Origin of the sequence: Methylobacterium persicinum (assembly GCF_022179525.1) — a bacterium.
GTDB classification, from domain to species: Bacteria; Pseudomonadota; Alphaproteobacteria; order Rhizobiales; family Beijerinckiaceae; genus Methylobacterium; species Methylobacterium persicinum.
The window spans coordinates 1-20525 of record NZ_BPQX01000004.1 but is presented as its reverse complement, the minus strand read 5'-3'; the positions used below and the strand labels follow the sequence as shown (position 1 = coordinate 20525).

14 protein-coding genes are annotated in these 20525 nt (G+C 69.4%); 3 read left to right on the top strand and 11 right to left on the bottom strand.

Features of this window, described 5'->3' with window-relative positions:
* From MFF22_RS00825 to MFF22_RS00775, 11 genes are all read right to left on the bottom strand, one after another.
* Window positions 1–2521, bottom strand: a 2521-nt coding sequence (locus MFF22_RS00825; RefSeq protein ID WP_238247173.1) for an MGH1-like glycoside hydrolase domain-containing protein, incomplete at its 3' end; no start/stop codon positions are given.
* Window positions 2522–2678: 157 nt separating this feature from the next.
* Window positions 2679–3926 (bottom strand): ABC transporter substrate-binding protein, encoded by a 1248-nt coding sequence (locus tag MFF22_RS00820; RefSeq protein WP_238247171.1) that lies wholly within the window; start codon window positions 3924–3926, stop codon window positions 2679–2681.
* 163 nt (window positions 3927–4089) lie between these two features.
* Window positions 4090–5829, bottom strand: a complete 1740-nt coding sequence (locus MFF22_RS00815) for a class I adenylate-forming enzyme family protein (protein ID WP_238247169.1) — start codon at window positions 5827–5829, stop codon at window positions 4090–4092.
* A 5-nt stretch (window positions 5830–5834) separates the two neighbouring features.
* The gene (locus tag MFF22_RS00810; protein ID WP_238247167.1) at window positions 5835–6605 is read right to left on the bottom strand and encodes an SDR family NAD(P)-dependent oxidoreductase; all 771 of its coding nucleotides are present in this window, start codon (window positions 6603–6605) and stop codon (window positions 5835–5837) included.
* A 9-nt stretch (window positions 6606–6614) separates the two neighbouring features.
* Window positions 6615–7388: an SDR family NAD(P)-dependent oxidoreductase gene (locus MFF22_RS00805; protein WP_370877572.1), complete on the bottom strand. Its 774-nt coding sequence runs from the start codon at window positions 7386–7388 to the stop codon at window positions 6615–6617.
* On the bottom strand, window positions 7385–8443 hold the full coding sequence (locus MFF22_RS00800) for a phosphotransferase family protein (RefSeq protein WP_238247165.1): 1059 nt from the start codon (window positions 8441–8443) through the stop codon (window positions 7385–7387). Before MFF22_RS00800 ends, MFF22_RS00805 begins: the two co-directional genes overlap by 4 nt.
* Window positions 8440–9675 (bottom strand): acyl-CoA dehydrogenase family protein, encoded by a 1236-nt coding sequence (locus MFF22_RS00795; RefSeq protein WP_238247161.1) that lies wholly within the window; start codon window positions 9673–9675, stop codon window positions 8440–8442. The genes MFF22_RS00800 and MFF22_RS00795 overlap by 4 nt, the downstream gene beginning before the upstream one ends.
* A 257-nt stretch (window positions 9676–9932) precedes the next feature.
* Entirely contained in the window at window positions 9933–11435 is a 1503-nt protein-coding gene (locus tag MFF22_RS00790) for an ATP-binding cassette domain-containing protein (protein WP_238247159.1), read from the bottom strand.
* Window positions 11432–12349 carry a branched-chain amino acid ABC transporter permease gene (locus tag MFF22_RS00785; protein ID WP_238247157.1) on the bottom strand — a complete coding sequence of 306 codons (918 nt, stop codon included), beginning with the start codon at window positions 12347–12349 and terminating at the stop codon, window positions 11432–11434. The genes MFF22_RS00790 and MFF22_RS00785 overlap by 4 nt, the downstream gene beginning before the upstream one ends.
* A 157-nt stretch (window positions 12350–12506) precedes the next feature.
* Window positions 12507–13382, bottom strand: coding sequence for a branched-chain amino acid ABC transporter permease (locus MFF22_RS00780; RefSeq protein WP_238247154.1), 876 nt, complete (start codon window positions 13380–13382; stop codon window positions 12507–12509).
* Window positions 13383–13398: 16 nt separating this feature from the next.
* Complete coding sequence (locus MFF22_RS00775) at window positions 13399–14631, bottom strand: ABC transporter substrate-binding protein (protein ID WP_238247152.1); 1233 nt, start codon at window positions 14629–14631, stop codon at window positions 13399–13401.
* Between the two features lie 227 nt (window positions 14632–14858).
* On the opposite strand from MFF22_RS00775, the gene MFF22_RS00770 reads away from it, so the two are divergent.
* The 3 genes from MFF22_RS00770 to MFF22_RS00760 all read left to right on the top strand — a co-directional run.
* Entirely contained in the window at window positions 14859–16535 is a 1677-nt protein-coding gene (locus MFF22_RS00770) for a thiamine pyrophosphate-binding protein (RefSeq protein WP_238247150.1), read from the top strand.
* Between the two features lie 402 nt (window positions 16536–16937).
* A complete protein-coding gene (locus MFF22_RS00765; RefSeq protein ID WP_238247148.1) occupies window positions 16938–18191 on the top strand; it encodes an efflux RND transporter periplasmic adaptor subunit in 1254 nt (417 codons plus the stop codon).
* A gap of 43 nt (window positions 18192–18234) precedes the next feature.
* A partial coding sequence (locus MFF22_RS00760; protein ID WP_238247146.1) for an efflux RND transporter permease subunit occupies window positions 18235–20525 on the top strand: 2291 nt, incomplete at its 3' end.

Here is a 20525-nt window from a genome sequence, read left to right as displayed (position 1 = left end):
GGACCGGACGGCCGCCGCCCGGTCCTCGCAGGAACAGGGCGCAGAGGCGCCGGCTCAACTCGTCCGCGATCTCGGGGAGGCTGAGAAAATGGCCCGAACCGGTCGGGCATTCGAAGCGGGTGTCGTCGCCATAGAAGGCCCCGAAGCGATCCAGCGCCTCGATCAGGAGGATGTTGATCGGCATCCAGACAGGACCGCGCCAGTTCGAGTTCCCCCCGAAGGTGGCGGTCGTCGACTCGGCCGGCTCGTAGTCGACGGAATAGCGCGTGCCGCTCCAGTCGAAGACGAAGGGATGCGCGGCGTGCGCCTTCGAGAGGGAGCGGACGCCGTAGGCCGAGAGCAGGTCGGCCTCGTCCAGCATCCGCGACAGCAGCGCCTTCATGCGATGCCGGCGCAGCAGCGAGAGCAGCATCCGGTCGCCATCCGGTCCCGGCGGGGGGCCTTCTCCCTCGCCCTGGCTCCAATGCGAGACGAGGGCGGCAAGGTCGGGACGGTTGCGCAGCATCCACTCCGCCCGCTGCGCGAAACCGGGAAAGCGGTCGCGCAAGGCCGTGTTGAGCACCTCCACGGCGCAGAGGGGGATCAGCCCGACGAGGGAGCGGACGCGCAGGGGCACCATCCGGCCATCGGGCAGGTTCAGGACATCGTAGAAGAATTCGTCGTCCTCGTCCCACAATCCGACACCGCTGCCTCCGATGTCGGTCATCGCTTCGGCGATGTAGAGGAAGTGCTCGAAGAACTTGGTCGCGATGTCCTCGTAGACCCGATCCTCCGCGGCGAGTTCGAGGGCGATCCGCATCAGGTTGAGCGTGTACATCGCCATCCAGGCCGTCCCGTCGGCCTGGTCGATGATGCCGCCGGTAGGCAGCGGCTTCGAGCGGTCGAAGATGCCGATGTTGTCCAGGCCGAGGAAGCCGCCCTGGAACACGTTGCGCCCGTCCGCATCCTTGCGGTTCACCCACCATGTGAAGTTCAGCATCAGCTTGTGGAACACACGTTCCAGGAAGTTGCGGTCCGGCCGTCCGGTGAGCGCCGCGTCGAGCTGGTAGACGCGCAGGGCGGCCCAGGCGTGGACCGGCGGGTTCACGTCGCCGAAGGCCCATTCGTAGGCCGGCAACTGGCCGTTGGGATGCATGTACCATTCGCGCGTCAGCAGCAGGAGCTGACCCTTGGCGAAGTCGGGATCGATCAACGCGAAGGTCACGCAGTGGAAGGCGAGATCCCATGCCGCGTACCAGGGATATTCCCAGGTATCGGGCATGGAAATGATATCGGCGTTGTTGAGGTGCGTCCATTCGTGGTCGCGTCCGCGCCGCCGCTCTGCCGGGGGCGCCGGCTGGGTTGGGTCGCCCATCAGCCAGCGGCGCACGTCGAAATGGTAGAATTGCTTCGACCAGAGCATGCCGGCCAGCGCCTGGCGCTGGACGAGGCGGGCGTCGGGGTCGCTCATGCCGTGCTGGAGCACTGCGTAGAAGGCGTCGGCCTCCGCGATCCGCTGCGCGAACAGGGCGTCGAAGCCGCCCTCGTCGAGGCCATGCGCGTCGGCCTGGGAGAAGCGGTAGCGCAGGACGATCGTCTCGCCGGCCGCGACGGTGTGGCGGCTGAGGGCGGCGCATTTGGTGCCCTCGCGCAGTGGGTTCACATGGTGGCGCGTCCCCGCCACCACGTCGTCGTTGATCGCATCCTTGGGGTGGTGCGATCCGCTGGCACCGAAGAGGCGGGCCGTGTTGGTCTCGTTCTCGCAGAACAGAAACTCCGCCGGCTGGAGGGCCCGGAACAGCCGGACGGGGCCGGTCGCGCGGGTCGCCTCGACCCGGGGGCCTTCGACGAGGCGCAACAGGGGCTTCTTCGGATCGTCGCGCCATGACCACGTGTTGCGCGACCACAACTGCGGCAGGACGTGGATCTCCGCCGCTTCCGGCCCGCGATTGGTGACCGAGATCCGCATCAGCACGTCGTCGGGGGCCGCCTTGGCATACTCGACGGTGACGTCGAAACAGCGGTTCTCCGCCAGCACGCCGGTATCGGCGAGCTCGTATTCGGGCCAGTCGCCACCCTTGCGGCGGCCGTTCTCGGCCACGAGGTCGGCGTAGGGAAACGCCGCCTGCGGATACCTGTAGAGCATCCGCATGTATGAGTGTGTCGGCGTGCCGTCGAGATACCAGTACAGTTCCTTGACGTCTTCGCCGTGATTGCCTTCCTCGTTGGTCAGGCCGAACATGCGCTCCTTGATGATCGCATCGTTCCCGTTCCAGAGGGCGACCCCGAGGCACCAGAGCTGCTTGTCGTCGCTGAACCCGGCGATGCCGTCCTCACCCCAGCGGTAGGCGCGGGAGCGGGCGTGTTCGTGGGGGAGATAGCTCCAGGCGTCGCCGTCCGGGCTGTAATCCTCGCGGACCGTCCCCCACTGGCGCTCGGCGAGATAGGGCCCCCACCTGTGCCATCCGTCCACGGCGCAGGCGCGGAGGCGGCGCCCTTCCTCGGTCTCGAACAGATGGGGAGCCCCTCCATCCTGCGGCATCGCGCTTTCCCTCAGAACGCTTCGACGCCGTGGAGCCGGCGCGGGCGACTCTACGCCGCCTGCGCCCATGCCCGGAAGAGGCCGGTGCCTGGGGGGAGGGGGTGCATCGCCCCTCGACCCCTCCGGGCGCGGCCGGACAACCGCGCCCGGCGCGCTGTCAGCGGGCGGCGGCCTTGACGGCGGCGGGCAGCACGACCTGACCCGTGGCGATCTGCGGCGGCCAGACCGCGACCTGCTTGCCGCCCTGCCATTGGGCCAGGAGGCCGGTGACGTAGCCCGTGCCATACCGGATGGAATGGGTGAACGGCTCGTCCTTGCCGTAGAACTGGGTTCGGCCCGCCACACCGGTCCAGTCGGTCTTTTCGAGGGCCTCCACAAGCTTGTCGGCCTCGGTCGAGCCCGCCCGCTTGATGGCATCGGCCACGTAGTAGACCTGATCGTAGGCCATGTAGCCGGCGTAGGACGGCGCGCTGCTGAAGCGCTTCTTGAACGCCTCACCGAAGGGGATGGTCTTGTCGGTCATGGCGGCGCCGGGCACCGCGAGGCTCTGGAAGATCACGCCCTCCGTGGCGCCATTGGTGTCGTTCCAGAAGCTGGATGCGGTGGCCTGGGAGTTCATCCCCGTCATGGCCAGGGGGACCTGCTGGTTCTTCCACTGGACCGTGGGCTGGACGCCGACATGGGAGATGCCGGTGACGATGAGGTCCGGCTTGGCGGCCTCGATCCTGTTGTAGATCGGCGTGAAATCGCCCGTATCCGGCGAGAAGCGGATGTGATCCACCACCTTGATCCCGATCTTCGGCAGGCACTCCTCGTAGCCGGTGTCGAGCGGCCGGGTCCAGGCGGCGTCCTCGCTCATGATCGCTGCGGTCTTGGCCTTGAGGAGGTCGGTGAGCACGGCCTTGCTCCCGTCGCACACGGACTGGGCCAGGGCCGCCGAGGTCAGGTATCCGTGGAAGGTGTACTTGTTGCGGGCATAGTCCTTATGGACGCCGAGGCTGATCTCGTTGGAGGCGGCGCCGGGGGTGATCATCGGCGTCTTCAGGCGTCCGGCCCAGGGCATCAGGGCCAGCACCACTTCCGAGACGTAGCTGGCAATGACGACCTGGACCTTGTCCTCGCTGACCGCCCGCTGGAAGGCGCGGACCGCATCAGCCGCCGAACTCTTGTCGTCGTAGGTGACGACCTGGATCATCCGGCCATCGACCCCGCCCTTGGCGTTGATCTCGTCGGCCGCGAGCTGCGCCGCCTGCGGGATCGAGGCGCCGACCACCGACTGCGCCTCGGCGATGACGCCGATCTTGATCGGGTCCGCCGCCCGTGCCGGCCCCGACACCGCCAAAGCCGCGATCGTGGCGAGGGTGATCGACTTGGCAGAAGTCTGATTCTTCACTGCACGAGGCATAGGGTCTCCTCCTGGCGCCGCGCCGATTTTGTTGATTTCGGCTTCGGTCGTCCGCAGGAATTCTGTATCCATCCTCTGACCGGTGCAATGTGCTTCAGGTGGAAACGGCACAAATCGTCATTGTTCGTCTCGCTCGTCACTGCGCTCGCAATGACGGCGGTGTTCACGATGGCGGTGGCGCGGCGGCGTCCTCGAATGCCTGTCGCAGGGATTGCCGGAGGATCTTGCCGGCGGCGTTGCGCGGCAGCATCCCGTCCCAGATCCGCACCCGCACCGGGACCTTGAACGCCGCGAGATGCCCGGCCGCGAAGGCCCGGATCGCCTCGGGAGTCGCCGTCGAGCCGGCGGCGAGGGTGACGACCGCGCCGGGCTCCTCCCCGAGGGTCGGATGCGGGATCGGCAGCACCACCGCGTCGATCACGTCGGGATGGGCGAACAGGACGTTCTCCACCTCGATGCAGTGGATGTTCTCGCCGCCGCGGATCAGCATGTCCTTGATCCGGTCGACGATGGTGACGAACCCATCCGCGTCCATCCGGGCGACGTCGCCGGTATGGAGCCAGCCTTCGCGAAACGTCTCGGCCGTCGCCTCCGGGTCGTTCCAGTAGCCGCGCACGACGTTCGGCCCCCGGACGCAGAACTCGCCGACCGCGCCCGGCGGCAGGTCGCGGCCCTGGGGATCGCGGATGCGGGCCTCGCAGACCGGCAGGGGCGGCCCGCAGGAATCGGGGTGGGCGATGTAGTCCTCGCCCTGGTGGTGGGTGAAGGTGGCCGAGGTCTCGGTCATCCCCCAGCCCGTCGCCGGAACGACGTTCGGGAAGGCGTCGCCGAGCGTCCGCACGAGGTCGGCGGCGGCGGGGGCGCCGCCATAGGTCACGCTGTCGAGGGTCGGCAGGGCGCGGCCCGCCGCCCGGGCCGCCTCCGCGAGCTGCCACGCGATGGTGGGCACGCCGCCGGCCCCCGTGCAGCCCTCCGCGTCGATGAGGTCCAGGGCCGCCGCCGGGTCCCAGCGGTGCATCATCACCAGCCGGTGCCCGCCATACAGGGCGCTGCCGAGGCTCGCATGGCAGGCGGTGACGTGGAACAGGGGAATCACCAGGAGCGAGGCCCGCTGCGGCGCGGCTGGGTCGGGCGCCCGGGGCGTCTCGCCCTTGCGCAGGGCCGTCCGTGCCGCCGAGTAGGGGTAGGCCATCACCGTCGTCGCGGCGGCCCGGTGGGTGCCCACGACGCCCTTCGGCCGCCCCGTCGTGCCGGAGGTGTAGAACAGCGTCGCGTCGTCCTCCGGGTCGAGGGCGATGTCCGGCAGGGGCCGGTCGGGCAGTGCGTCCCAGTCGCCGGTCGCGCCGATGAGGGCCGGTAGCGGGGGGGCCTCGGTGCCCTCCTGGCGGGTCGCGATCACCGCCTCCAGGGCGGGACAGTCCGACAGGTGCGGCGTCAGACGGGCGAGGCGCTCGCCGTCGGCGATCAGCACCCTGGCGCCGGAATGGGCGAGCGCGTAGGCGAGTTCCGGCCCGGTCCACCATGCGTTGAGGGGCGTGGCGACGGCCCCGGCCAGCAGGGCGCCGTAGGTGCAGACCGGCCATTCCGGCAGGTTGCGCATCGCGATGGCGACCCGGTCGCCCTTGCGGACGCCCAGGGCGATCAGATGATGGGCCAGGGTGATCGCCGCCCGGGCGAAGCCCTCGAAGCTCGCCCGCTCGTCCCGGTAGACGAGGAAGGTCCGCGCCCCGTGGCTGCGCCCCCGGAGGAACAGGTCGCGCAGGGTCGGCGGGGCGTGGGTCCAGATCCGGGTCGGGACGCCGCGGATCATCCGGGTCTCGACGGCGAAGGGCGAGCCCGGCGCGGTCAGCCGGGCCTCGGCCTCGGCGAAGGCCATCGCCGGCCATCCGGGGGGGAGGGTCATCCCGCTCATCGGGCGATGGTCACGCCGCCATCGGCCACGAGGGCCTGACCGGTCACGAACCGCCCCGCCGGGGAGGCGAGGAAGATGGCCGCCCCCGCGATGTCGTCCGGCTCGCCGATCCGCCGCAGGGGCGCGGCGGCCTCGGTCTGCGCCAGCATCTCGGGGTCCTCCCACAGGGCGCGGGCGAAATCGGTGCGGACGAGGCCCGGGCACAGGCAGTTCACCCGCACATTGTGCGGCCCGTACTCGACAGCGTAGTTGCGGGCGAGCTGCAGATCGGCGGCCTTCGAGACGTTGTAGCCGCCGATCACCGCCGAGCCCTTCAAGGCGCCGATGGACGAGACGATCACGATCGCCCCGTCCCGCTTCGCGACCATGCCCGGTGCGCAGAGCTGGATCAGCCAGTGGTTCGACAGCACGTTGTTGTCGAGGATCTTTCGGAACTGCTCGTCGGAGATGCCGGCGAGGGGCCCGTAATACGGGTTGCTCGCCGCGTTGCAGACGAGGATGTCCACCGGGCCGAGGCGCCGCTCGGTTTCGGCCACGAGGGCCTGCAACTCCTCCTTGACGGAGATGCTCGCCGGGATCGCCACCGCCCGGCCGGTTCCGTGGGCGGTGTCGATCTCGCGGACCACCGCCTCACAGGCGTCGCGCTTGCGGGAGGAGATCACCAACTTCGCGCCGTGCTCGGCCATCCGCAGGGCGATGGCCCGGCCGATGCCCTTCGAGGAGCCGGTGATGAGGGCGACCTTGCCGGTCAGGTCGAACAGGGACATCGCTCCTCCTCAGAGCATCGCGCGCCGGAGCCGGCCCATGCCGGCGAGCCACCGGTCGTGGTCGACGGCCCGGCGGCGGGCATACTCGGCGACTTCGGGATGGGGCAGGATCAGGAATCGGCCGGCGTCGAGGCCGGCGAAGGCGGCCTCCGCTACCGCCTCCGGGGAGAGTACCCCGGCACGGGCGGCGACCCCGGCGTCCCGAAGCATGGCGGTGTCGACGCCCTGCGGGCACAGCGCCGCCACCCGGATCCCCTCCTGCGCATGGGCGATGGCGAGGTGGTCGAGGAAGGCCAGCGCGGCGTGCTTGGTGGCGCCGTAGGTCGCGCTGCCGATCTGGCCGAGGAGCCCCGCCGCCGAGACGGTGCCGAGGAAGGCGCCTCCTCCCCTCCCGCGCCAGAGCGGCACCAGGGCGCGGGCGGCGTGGACATGGCCCATCACGTTCACCGCGAAGACCCGCGCCCAGCTCTCCGGGTCCGCGGAGGTCGCGAGCATCGGGTCCGGGTCCCGCTCCAGGATGCCGGCATTGGAGCAGTAGAGGGCGATCGGCCCGAGCCGCCCCTCGATCCCCGCGATGGCGTCGGCGACGGCGCCGGCATCCGTCACGTCGAGGGCCATCGCCTCGCCGCCGAGCGCGGTGGCCGTCGCGGCGGCGCCCGCGGCGTCACGGTCGAGGGCGACGACCCGCGCCCCCCGGGCAGCCGCGGCGCCGGCCAGGGCGCGCCCGATCCCCTGGGCGGCCCCGGTAACGGCGACGACCCGCCCGTCGAGGTCCATGCTCATGCCCCCGCTTTCTTGGCGAAGCCCCAGGCCGCCGCGGCGAGGAGCGGCACCCGGGCGGCCATGGCGGCGGCGTGCTCGCTCGCGGCGTTGCCCGCCTTGGCCCGGGCCGCCACACCCTGGAGAATGCCCACGAGACGGAACAGGTTGTAGGCGAAGTACCAGTCAAGGGCGGGCATGTCGGCGCGCCCCGCCGCCCGGCAATAGATCGCCACCACCTCGTCGCGGCTGGGGATGCCGAGGGCCGCAAGGTCGAGGCCGCCGAGCGGGCTGCGTCCATCGGCCGGCAACTCCCACTGCATCAGCAGGTAGCTGAAGTCGGCGAGGGGATCGCCCAGCGTCGAGAGCTCCCAGTCGAGCACGGCGGCGACCGTGCCGTCCGGCTGGTAGATGAGGTTGTCGAGGCGGTAGTCGCCGTGGACGATCGCCGTGCCCTCCTGCTCCGGCACGGTGCGGGGCAGCCAGTCGATCAGCCGCTCGACGTCGTCGAGCCGCCCGTCCTCGGCGGCGCGGTACTGCTTGGTCCAGCGGTCCACCTGCCGGGCGAAGTAGTTGCCGGCCTTGCCGTAATCCGACAGCCCCGCCGAATCCGGGTCGATGGCGTGGAGCCGGGCGAGGGTGCCGATCATCGCCGCGTAGTGACGATGGCGCGCATGGGGGTCGAGGCCCGGCAGCGACCCGTCCCAGTGGACCGCGCCCTCTACCGCCTCCATCACATAGAACGACGCGCCGATGACGCCCGCGTCTTCGCACAGGGCGAACGGGCGGGGCACGGGGAAGTCCTCCGCGTAGAGGGCGCCGATCACCCGGAACTCCCGCTCCACGGCGTGGGCCGAGGGCAGGAGCGTCCCAAAGGGTTTGCGACGCAGCACGTAGGCCTGGCCCGGCGTCTCCAGCCGATAGGTCGGGTTCGACTGGCCGCCCCGGAACTGCATGACGGTGAGCGGGCCGGCAAAGCCCTTGACGTGGGCGCCCATCCATTCCGTCAGGCGGGCCTCGTCGATCCGGTGGCGGGGCTCCACCGGCCGCACCCCCGTGAAGTCGAGGGCCGCGCTCATGCGCTTGCCTTGGCGTTGGTGTAGCGGGCGAATTCGAGCCTCGCGATCGAGCGGTTGTGGACCTCGTCCGGCCCGTCCGCGAGGCGCAGCGTCCGGATATGGGCGTACATGTGGGCGAGGCCGAAATCGTCGCTGACGCCCGCCGCCCCGTGGGCCTGGATGGCGTCGTCGATCACCTTCAGGGCGATCCGCGGGGCGGCGACCTTGATCATCGCGATCTCGAGCTTGGCGCCCTTGTTGCCGACCTTGTCCATCATGTCCGCCGCCTTGAGGCAGAGGAGCCGGGTCATCTCGATGTCGATGCGCGCCTCGGCCACCCGCTGCTCCCAGACCGACTGCTCGCTGATCCGCTTGCCGAAGGCGACCCGGGAGACGAGCCGCCGGGCCATCGCCTCCAGGGCGACCTCGGCCACGCCGATGGTGCGCATGCAATGGTGGATGCGCCCCGGCCCCAGGCGCCCCTGCGCCACCTCGAAGCCGCGGCCCTCGCCGAGGATCAGGTTGTCGGCCGGTACCCGCACGCCCTCCAAAACCACCTCGCCGTGGCCCTTGGGGGCGTCCTCGTAGCCGAAGACCGGCAGCAGACGCTCCACCCGCAGGCCGGGCGTGTCGAGGGGAACGAGGATCTGTGATTGCTGGGCGTGGCGCGGCGCCTCGGGGTCGGTCTTGCCCATCAGGATCGCGATTTGGCAGCGGGGATCGCCGACGCCGGTCGACCACCATTTGCGGCCGTCGATGACGTACTCGTCGCCCTCCCGCCGGATCGCGGTGGCGATGTTGGTGGCGTCTGAGGAGGCGACCTCCGGCTCGGTCATCAGGAAGGCCGAGCGGATCTCGCCGGCCATCAGAGGCTTCAGCCAGCGTTCCTTTTGCGCCTCGGTGCCGTAGCGGTGCAGCACCTCCATGTTGCCGGTATCGGGCGCGGCACAGTTGAAGCACTCGGAGGCGATGCCGACCCGGCCCATCGCCTCGGCGCACAGCGCGTAATCGAGGTTGGTAAGCCCGGCGCCGCGGTACTCCGGTGTGTCGTGCTCAGGCGAGGGCGGCAGGAACAGGTTCCACAGCCCCTTGCCCCGGGCCTTGTCCTTCAGCCGCTCCATGGTGGGCGAGGGCGCGCGGCCGGAGGCCCGCTCCGCCGCCACGGCGCCTTGGGCGGGCTCGATCTCCCGGGCGATGAACGCCTGCACCCGGTCGAGCCAATGGCGTTGGGTGGGCGAGGGGGTGAAATCCAAGGGTATGCTCCCTGATCCGGATGGGCGCCCCCCTCTCCCCGCTGGCGGGGCCGTTGCGGACCTCGTCCCACCCTGCCTCCTCATCCTGAGGTGCCCGCCTCGCGGGCCTCGAAGGAGGGTTCCAGAAGGCTCGCGATCCCTGGAGCGCTCCTTCGAGGCTGCTTCGCAGCACCTCAGGATGAGGTGGAGGGTGGGATCGGCAGGGGAAGCTGAATTCCGCAGCTAAGTCCCGCAGGCGGGGAGAGGGGTTTACATGCTCACAAGTAGGCCGCCCCCATCTCCGTGGCGAACCTGTCGGGTGGGCCTTCCCAGACGATCTTCGCCTGTTCCAGCACATAGACCCGGTCGGCATGGGGGAGGGCGAAGGTCACGTTCTGCTCGCCCAGCAGCACGGTGATCGGCGTGGTCTGCCGCAGGCGTTCCAGCGCCTTCGACAGTTGCTCCAGGATGACGGGAGCGAGGCTGAGCGTCGGCTCGTCGAGGATCAGGAGGCGCGGGCGCATCATCAGGGCGCGGGCGATGGTCAGCATCTGCTGCTCGCCGCCCGAGAGCGTGCGGGCGCTCTGGCCCTCCCGGGCCTTGAGGATCGGAAACAGGTCGTAGAGCTTCTCCCGCTCCTTCGCGGCCTCCGCCTTCGGCAGGTGGTGGCCGCCGAGGTCGAGGTTTTCGAGGACGCTCAGGTCGCCGAACAATTCGCGGGTCTCGGGCACCTGCACGATGCCGGCCCGGGCGATCGCCGCGGGCGAGAGCGTCGCGAGGTCCTGGCCCCCGAAGCGGATCGTGCCCGCATGGGGCACGAGGTTCGAGACTGCGTTGAACAGGGTGGTCTTGCCCGCCCCGTTGAGCCCGACCACCGAGACGAACTCGCCCTCGTGGACGTGGATCGACACGCCGCGCAGGGCCTGCGCCTTGCCGTAGAGGACATCGACCCCCTCGACCGAGAGCAGCGATTCCGCCTTGAAGGCGGCTTCCGGCCGGGCCGCCGTCTCGATGCTGCCGCCGAGATAGACCCGGCGCACGGTCGGGTCCGCCATCACCGATTCGGCGCTGCCCTCGGCGATGCGCTCGCCGAGGTACAGGGCGAAGACCCGGTCCACGAGGGCGGAGACGCTCTTCACGTTGTGGTCGACGAGGAGCACCGCCTTGCCCTCATCGCGAAATCCCCGGATCAGCGCCGAGAAGGTCGCGACCTCCGGCCCGGTGAGCCCGGCGAAGGGCTCGTCCACCAGCACGACCCGGGGATCGCGGGCGATGGCCTTGGCGAGTTCGAGCCGGCGCAGGTCGGCGAAGGCCAGCGTCCCCGGGCGGCGGTCGATGACGCCGCCGAGGCCGACCCGCTCGGCGATGGCCCGGGCCTTCTCCGTCACGGAGGGGTCGGGCACGAGGCGCAGGAGGCTGTCGGGCAGCAGGGCCAGCACGATGTTCTCCAGCACTGTCTGGCGCATCAGCGGCCTTGCGTGCTGGAAGACGAGGCCGATGCCGGCGCGGGCGACCTTGTGGGCGGGCCAGCCGGCGATCTCGGTGCCGTCGAGGCGGATCGAGCCGGCGCTGGGCTTTTCCAACCCCATCACCAGCTTCATCACCGTGGACTTGCCCGAGCCGTTGGGGCCGATGAGCCCCAGGATCTCGCCCGGGCGGAGGTCGAGGTCCACGCCCTTGACGGCGACGAGGCCGCCGTAGCGCTTCGTCAGCCCGCGGACGGTCAGGCAGGGCTCGGCCCTGACGGACGCGGCGGTGGGCGGTTTCACGGCCACCGTCATGACGCCCTCCGCAGGGACGCGAGGCCGAGGAGCCCGGTGGGCACGAACAGGATGACGGCGAGCGCCGCCGCCGAGACGACGAAGGTCGAGAGCGAGCCCAGAGGCCGGAGGATCTCCCCCGCCGCGATCAGGAACACCGCGCCGAGCGCCCCGCCGACGATGGTGCGCCGTCCCCCGAGCACGGCGGCGATGATGATCTGCACGCCCACCGCCGTGTCGATCAGCGTGCCGACCGAGGCGGTGCCCATGTAGAAGACGATGAGCCCCCCCGCGAGGCCGGAGAAGGCCGCGCTGACGGCGAAGGCCGCGATCTTGTGCTTGGCGACGTTGAAGCCGAGTGCCCCGGCCACCACCGGATCCTGTCCCGCCGCCTGGAGGATCAGCCCGGCCGGCGAGCGGGCGATGGCCGTGAGGATCAGGCCGGAGACGGCCATAAAGCCCAGTGCGATCCAGTAATTCGTGTCGGCGTCGATGGAGATGACGTCGGGGACGGTGAGGCCGATCTCGCCGCCGGTCAGGTCCGAGAAGACCACGATCAGGTTCTGGAGCAGCAGCACCGCCACGAGGGTGACGAGGCCGAAATACGGCCCGCTCAGCTTCAACGCCGGCACCGCCAGGGCGAGGCCGCCGACCACCGCGAGCAGGGTGCCGGCGAGCAGGCAGAGGGGGATGTCGATCCCGTAGCGGTTGTTGAGGATGCCGGCCCCGTAGGCGCCGAGGCCGATCAGGAAGGTCGGCCCAAAATTCACCTCGCCGGCGAAGCCGAAGAGCAGGTCCCAGGCCATGGAGAACACGGCGAAGTAGTAGGCAACCGTCAGCAGCCCGAGGATATAGCCCGAGACGCCCAGCGGCAGCAAAGCCGCGACGACGAGCAGGGGGAGGATGAGCAGGAGCCCGCGTAAGGGGAAGGTCATGCGGTCAACGGCCTCCGCGAAGACGTGTCCACGCCATCGCCGTCCTTGCGAACGGAGTGAAGCAATCCAGGGATGCGGGACCTCTCCAAGCGTGGCGCTGCCCTGGATGGCTTCGCTGCGCTCGCAAAGACGGAGGGGTCGCACGATCGGCCCGCCATCACCGCCTCCCCAGAAAACCCTGCGGGCGCAGGTACATGACGGCCACGAGGAGCAGCAGGGCCGGGATCACCCGGTAGGCGGGCGAGACGAGGTAGGCCGTGGCGGTCTCGAGATACCCCACCACATAGGCCGCGATCAGCGAGCCGGTGACGCTGCCGAGGCCGCCCAGCACCACGATGGAGAAGGCGCTCGCCGTCAGCGGCCCGACCGAATAGGACGAGACGCCGAGGAACATGCCGAGCAGCACCCCGGCGATCCCGGCGAGCAACCCGTAGATCGCCCAGACGGCGATGTAGATGCGGCCCATGTCGTGGCCGAGCAGCGTCACGCCCCGGGGGTTCATGGAGGCGGCGAGCAGCACCTTCCCGGCCCTGGCCTTGTTCACGAAGGCCCAGAGCAGGGCGATCACCACCCAGCAGACCAGCGCCGTGAACAGCTCGTTGCGCGGGGTGCGGACGCCCGCCAGCTCCACCACGCCCTCGATCAGCGGCAGCACGGTCTTGGGGTTGTCGGTGTAGAAATAGGCCACCAGCTGCTGGATCATGATGCCCCAGAGCAGGGTGCCGGTGAGGACGAAGATCTCCTTTTCCGCCCGGGGGATCGCCTTGCTCCGCTCGATCGGCGCAACGACGGCGAAGTAGGTGACGAGGGCCCCGACGAGGCCGCACAGCACGCCGATCGCCGCTCCCGCGTAGGAGCCGAAGCCGTATTGCGCCGAGGCCGCCCAGGCCGCCACGGCCGCCGTAACCATGAGCGCCCCGTGGGAGAGGTTGAGCACCCCCGAGACGCCGAAGATGAGGGTGAAGCCCATCGCGCCGAGCGCATAGAGCGCCGAGATCGCGAAGCCGTCGACGAGGATCTGGAGCCCGATCACGGCGCTCTCCCCGCCGCTACTGGACCGCCGGCTTGACCGCGGGCGGCAGGACGACCTTGCCCGTCGCGACGTTCGCCGGCCAGATCGCCACCTGCTTGCCCGATTGCCACTGGCCCAGCACGCTGGTCATCAAACCCTGCCCGTACTGGATCGAGTGGGTGAACGGCTCGTCCTTGCCGTAGAAGGTGATCCGCCCGACGGTGCCGGTGTAGTCGGTCTTCTCCAGGGCTTCGACGAGCTTGTCGGCCTCCGTCGAGCCCGCCCGCTTGATCGCCTCGGCGGTGTAGTAGGTCGCGTCGTAGGCCATGTAGCCGGCATAGGAGGGCGCGCCCCCGAACCTCTTGGTGAAGGTCTGGGTGAAGGGGATCGTCTTCTCGGTCAGGGCGACGTCCGGCAGGGCGACGCTGTCGAACAGCACGCCCTGCGTGCCGCCGTTGGTGTTGGCCCAGAAGGTCGATGAGGTGGCCTGCCCACTGACCCCCGTCATGGCGATCGGCACCTGCTGGTTCTGCCACTGGACCGTCGGCTGGACGCCGACATGGGCGATGCCGGTGACGATGAGGTCGGGCTTGGCCGCCTCGATCTTGTTGTAGATCGGCGTGAAATCGCCCGTATCCGGCGAGAAGCGGACGTGTTCGACCACCTTCAGCCCGGCCTTGGGCAGGCATTCCTCGTAGGCGGCGTCGAGCGGCCGGGTCCAGGCGGCGTCCTCGCTCATGATCGCGGCGGACTTCGCCTTCAGGAGCCCAACCAAGGTCTCCTTGGCGGAATCGCACACGGCCTGCGCCAAAGCGTGGGAGGTCAGGTAGCCGTGGAAGGTGTACTTGTTGCGCGCATAGTCCTTGTGGACGTTTGCGCTGATCTCGTTCGAGGCCGCCCCGGGCGTGATCAGCGGCGTCTTCAGCCGCGCCGACCAGGGCATCAGCGCCAGCACCACCTCCGAGACGTAGCTGGCGATGACGAGGTTGACCTTGTCCTCGCTCACCGCCCGCTGGAAGGCGCGGACCGCGTCGGCCGCCGAGCTCTTGTCGTCGTAGGTGACGACCTGGATCATCCGTCCGTCCACGCCGCCCTTGGCGTTGATCTCGTCGGCCGCGAGCTGCACCGCCTGCGGGATCGAGGCGCCGGCCACCGACTGCGCCTCGGCGATGACGCCGATCTTGACCGGCTCCGCCGCCCAGGCCGGAGCGTGGAGAACGAGCGTTGCCGTCACCGCAGCGGACAGACTCCGCCCGACCTTGTCGAACATGGCGTTTCCTCTCGGCCCTGTCGTCATTCTTTATTTTGTGTAGTCTGTGTGAAACCCTCGGTGAGGGGATGCAAGAGCCCGAACTCGATTTCGATGACGTTTCGCGATCTGTCATCCCGGCGGCCCTTTTACTTCGCAACTGCGAAATCGGACCATCTTCGAGAGCCTGGCCTGCCAAGCGAAGCCAAACGGGTGTTGGCCGGGCTTCTCACGCTTCAGAGGGACGCATGACCGCTCTTCCGCACCGCAACGGCGCCCGCATCCTCGTGGACCAACTCGTCGTCCAGGGTGTCGAGCGCCTGACCTGCGTACCCGGCGAGAGCTTTCTCGCCGTGCTCGATGCCCTCTACGAGTCCGCCGTGGACGTGATCGTCTGCCGCCAGGAGGGTGGGGCCTCGATCATGGCCGAGGCCGCCGGCAAGCTCTCCGGGCGGCCGGGCATCTGCTTCGTCACCCGGGGGCCGGGCGTCGCCAACGCGGTGGCGGGCGTCCACATCGCCAAGCAGGACTCGACGCCGATGATCCTGTTCGTCGGGCAGGTGGGACGATCGATGCGGGGGCGCGAGGCGTTCCAGGAGGTCGATTACCGGCAGACCTTCGCCGACCTCGCCAAGTGGGCGGTGGAGATCGACGAGGCGGCCCGGATCCCCGAGATCGTGGCCCGGGCCTTCCGGGTGGCGATGCAGGGGCGGCCCGGCCCCGTGGTCGTCGCCCTGCCCGAGGACATGCTGGACGAGGTCGCACAGGTGGAGGACGCGCCGCGTATCGAACCCGCGGCGCCGGGTCCATCCCCGTCCGACATGGAGAACCTCGCGGCCCGGCTCGCCGGAGCGCGTTCGCCGCTGATCCTCGTCGGTGGCTCGCGCTGGAGCCCGGCCGATGGCGAGCGGCTCGCCGCCTTCGCGGAACGGTGGGACGTGCCGGTGGCGAACTCCTTCAGCCGGGCAGGGCTGTTCCGTGCCGATCACCCGGCCTATGCGGGCGAACTCGGGATTGGCCCGAACCCGGCTTTGCTGGAGCGCATCCGCACCTGCGATCTCCTCCTGATGATCGGCGGGCGCCTGTCCGAGATGCCCGCGCAGGGCTACACGCTCCTCGGCATCCCCAACCCGGGCCTGCCGGTGGTCCACGTCCACCCCGACGCGGACGAACTCGGGCGGGTCTACCAGCCGGCCCAGGCCATCCAGGCGGCGCCGGGCCCGTTCTGTGCGGCCCTCGACGCCCTCGCCCCGCCCGGGCCGGTGGGCGGCGAACGGATGGCGGCGGCGCACGCTGCCTATCGCGATTGGTCGCAGACGCCCCGGCCCCAACCCGGGGCGTTCCAGTACGGCGAGGCGATCCTGTGGTTGCGGGACCGCCTGCCCCCCGACGCCATCGTCTGCAACGGGGCGGGGAACTTCGCGACCTGGGTCCACCGCTACCACCGCTTCCGCGCCTTCGGCACGCAACTGGCCCCGACCTCCGGCTCCATGGGCTACGGCCTGCCCGCGGCGGTGATGGCCAAGCGGATGAACCCGGAGCGGACCGTCGTGGCCTTCGCGGGCGACGGCGACGTGATGATGTGCGTGGGGGAATTCGCCACCGCCGTGCAGTACGGCGTCGCCATCGTCGTGGTGATCCTCGACAACGGCATGTACGGGACGATCCGCATGCATCAGGAGCGGGAATATCCCGGCCGGGTCTCGGCGACGGGCCTGCGCAACCCCGATTTCCGCGCCCTGGCACAGGCCTTCGGCGGGCACGGCGAGCGCGTGGAGCGCACCGAGGACTTCGCGCCGGCCTTCGAGCGGGCCGTGGCCTCGGGCCAGCCGGCGATGCTGCATTGCCTCGTCGACCCGCAGGCACTCACCCCCGCCCGGACCCTCGACGCGATCCGGGACGACGCCATCGCCCGGGGCCGGTAGGCGGTGATGGCGGTCCGGTCAGGTTGCGCACCGCAGTCCGATCGTCACACTCCGATTGGGTGTAAAAGCGCTATTGTTGCGCGGAATCCGATCTTTATACGAAAACGTTGCGAATTCGTGGGCGATTATAAAGCCAAGTTTGCGATTTAGAAGTCAAAATATTTGGAGATAGACTGTCCTTAGACCGCATCCGGCAAGTCCATGAGCCGCATGCGGCCCTACGGAAGCCTCAGAAACATCTTGGACACTGAACTATGCCATTGCCAATCCGCTGCGGCTTGAGGGCAGACCATCGCCGCGTTCAGCGGTTCGCCGCCGGGCCTGGCGGCCATATTGTGTGCTATGGGATGCAAAAATGTTCCGGTTCGCGGAGCGGACGGGTCAACGGGCGGATATCGGCGTATGCTGAGTGAAGACGGGCACGATCGCGACGCCTCTCGTCCCGACGAGGCGGTCACGCTCCGGGGCGGCGGCGAGCCGGGTCGGCCGGCTGCCGGCCCCGCACCGAAACGCTCCCGCGCGCCGGTCCTCGTCCTGCTGCTCCTGGCCCTCGCAGGCGGGGGGGCGTACGGCTACACGCGACTGAACCGGGCTCCCGACAAGCCCAAGGCGACAGCACCCCTCCCCGTGCCGGTGACCCTGGGGATGGTCGAGCGCGGGCCGTTCGCCCTCGTCTCGAACGGCCTCGGCACCGTGCAAGCGTACAATACCGTTCAGGTCCGCACCCGGGTCGACGGCGAGATCCAGCAGGTGGCGTTCCGCGAGGGCCAGACCGTCCACAAGGGCGATCTGCTGGTGCAGATCGACCCGCGTCCCTATCAGGCGGCGCTGGATCAGGCGAAGGCCAAGAAGGATCAGGACACGGCCAACCTCAGCAACGCCAAGGCCGACCTCGTCCGCTACACCGGTCTCGGCGCCTACGCCTCCCGGCAGCAGACCGAGACGCAGACCGCCCTGGTCGCCCAGCTCACCGCGCAGGTCGCCTCCGATCAGGCCGCCATCGACAATGCCACCACGCAGGTCGGTTACGCGACGGTCCGGGCGCCGATCGACGGCGTCACCGGTTTCCGGCAGGTCGATATCGGCAACATCGTCAACGCGTCGGGGCAGACGCCGATCGTGACGATCACCCAGGTGGAGCCGATCTTCGTCGTGTTCACGGCGCCGGAGGACCAGTTGCCGGCGATCACCGCGGCCCTGAGGGCGGGCGACGTGCCAGTGGAGGCCTGGACCTCGGACGGGCTCACGAAGCTCGCGGATGGCAAGCTCGCCCTGTTCAACAACCAAGTCGATACCGCCACCGGCACGATCCGTCTCAAGGCCGTCTTCGAGAACAAGAACCACGCCCTGTGGCCGGGCCTGTCGGTCTCCACCAAGATGCGCGTGGGCATCGTCGCCCAGGCGACGACCGTGCCGGACGACGCGATCCAGCACGGCCCGGACGGTCTGTTCACCTTCGTGGTGGACGACGCCAACCGGGCGCACCAGCGCCCCCTGAAGGCGGGACGCTCGGATGCGGGCCGGACCCGGATCCTCGGCGGCGACCTCCAGCCCGGCGAGCGGGTGATCACCGCCGGACAGTACAAGGTGCAGGACGGCAGCCTCGTGAGCGACCCTCACGCCGCCCATACCGCACAGGCTGAGGCGGTCCGGTGATGGCCGCCGCACCGGCAATCCCTGCGAAGCAACGAGCCTCGTCATGAAAGGCGGCATCTCCGCGCCCTTCATCCGCTTCCCGGTGGCGACCACGCTGATCATGGTCGGCATCCTGTTCCTCGGGGTGGTGGCCTACCCGCTGCTCGGCGTCGCGCCCCTGCCTCAGGTCGACTTTCCGACCATCCAGGTGACCGCGCAGCTTCCCGGCGCGAGCCCGGAGACGATGGCCTCGTCGGTGGCGCAGCCCCTGGAGCGGCAGTTCTCGCAGATCCCGGGCGTGTCCCAGATGACCTCGACGAGTTCCCTCGGGATCTCGACGGTCACGGTCCAGTTCGACCTGAACCGCAACATCGACGGCGCGGCGAGCGACATCCAGGCGGCGATCAATGCCGCGAGCGGCCAGCTCCCGAAGAACCTGCCGACCCCGCCGACCTACCGGAAGGTCAACCCGGCCGACTCGCCGATCCTATTGCTCTCGGCCACCTCCGACAGCCTGCCGCTGATCGACGTGGATGACGCGGTCGACGTGCAGCTCGCCCAGCGCATCAGCCAGATCTCCGGCGTCGCCCAGGTGTTCATCGGCGGCCAGCAGAAGCCGGCGGTCCGGGTCCAGATCGATCCCGCCAAGCTCGTGGCCAAGGGCTTGTCCCTGGAGGACGTGCGCGCCCAGCTCACCCTCACCACCGTCAACAACCCGAAGGGCAGCATCGACGGCGGCAGCCACAGCTACACCATCTACGCCAACGACCAGCTCACCGCGGCGAAGAACTGGAACGACGTCATCGTCGCCTATCGCGACGGGGCGCCGCTCCGCGTGCGGGACATCGGGGAGGCGGTCTCCGGCCCCGAGGACACCAAGCAGGCGGGCTGGACGAACGGGCGGCGTGGCATCTTCCTGGTGGTGTTCAAGCAGCCCGGCGCCAACGTCATCGACACGGTGGACAGTATCAAGGACCAGCTGCCACGCCTGACCTCCACCCTGCCGGCCGCCATCAAGGTCGGCATCCTCAGCGACCGGACGCAGACGATCCGCGCCTCCGTGGAGGACGTGCAGTTCACCCTCATACTGACGATCGCGCTGGTCGTCGGCGTGATCTTCGTGTTCCTGCGCAGCTTCTGGGCGACCGTGATCCCGAGCGTGACGGTGCCCCTGGCGCTTCTGGGCGCCTGCGCACTGATGTGGATCGCGGGCTACACCCTCGACAACCTCTCGCTGATGGCCCTGACCATCTCGGTGGGCTTCGTGGTCGACGATGCCATCGTCGTGCTGGAGAACATCAGCCGCTACGTCGAGGAGGGGATGCGGCCCATGGAGGCCGCGTTCAAGGGGGCGGGCGAGATCGGCTTCACCATCGTGTCGATCTCGGTCTCGCTGATCGCGGTGCTGATCCCGCTTCTCCTGATGGGCGGGATCATCGGGCGGCTGTTCCGCGAGTTCGCCGTCGTGCTGTCGATGACCATCGCGGTCTCGGCCTTCGTGTCGCTGACCCTGACCCCGATGATGGCGTCGCGGCTGCTCAAACCGCACCAAGCCGAACGCCACGGCCGCCTGTACCGGATGAGCGAGGCCGCGTTCGACTGGCTGGTCTCGGTCTACGCCGGAGCCCTCGATGTCGCCCTGCGCTTTCGCCGCGTCACGCTCCTGGTGTTCTTCGCCACGCTGGCGCTGACGGGCTACCTGTTCGTGATCATCCCGAAGGGCTTCTTCCCGCAGCAGGACACCGGCTTCATGATCGGCGTCACCGAGGCGGGACAGGATATCTCCTTCTCCGCCATGATGGCCCTTCAAGAGAAGGTCGGGGCGATCGTCCAGGCCGATCCTGCGGTGTTCGGCGTGGGCATGTCGCTCGGCGGCAACGGCCAGGCGCTCAATTCCGGACGCATGTACATCACGCTCAAGCCCCGCGACGAGCGCGACGCCGACGCGTTCCAGGTGATCGGCCGGCTCCGGCCCAAGCTGGAGCGCGTCGAGGGGATCCGGACGTTCATCCAGGCGACCCAGGACGTGCGCACCGGCGGGCGCACGTCGCGGACCCAGTTCGAGTACACGCTCCAGGACCCAGACCTCGCCGAGTTGAGCACCTGGGCGCCCCGCATCCTCGACAAGATGAAGACCCTGCCGGAGCTTCGCGACGTCGCCACCGACCAGCAGACCCGGGGCACGACCCTGACGCTGTCGATCGACCGCGACGCGGCCTCACGCTTCGGCATCACGCCCCAGCTCATCGACGACACGCTCTACGACGCGTTCGGCCAGCGCCAGATCGCGCAGTACTTCACGCAGTTGAACAGCTACCACGTGGTGTTGGAGGTCTTGCCCAGCCTGCAGGGCAA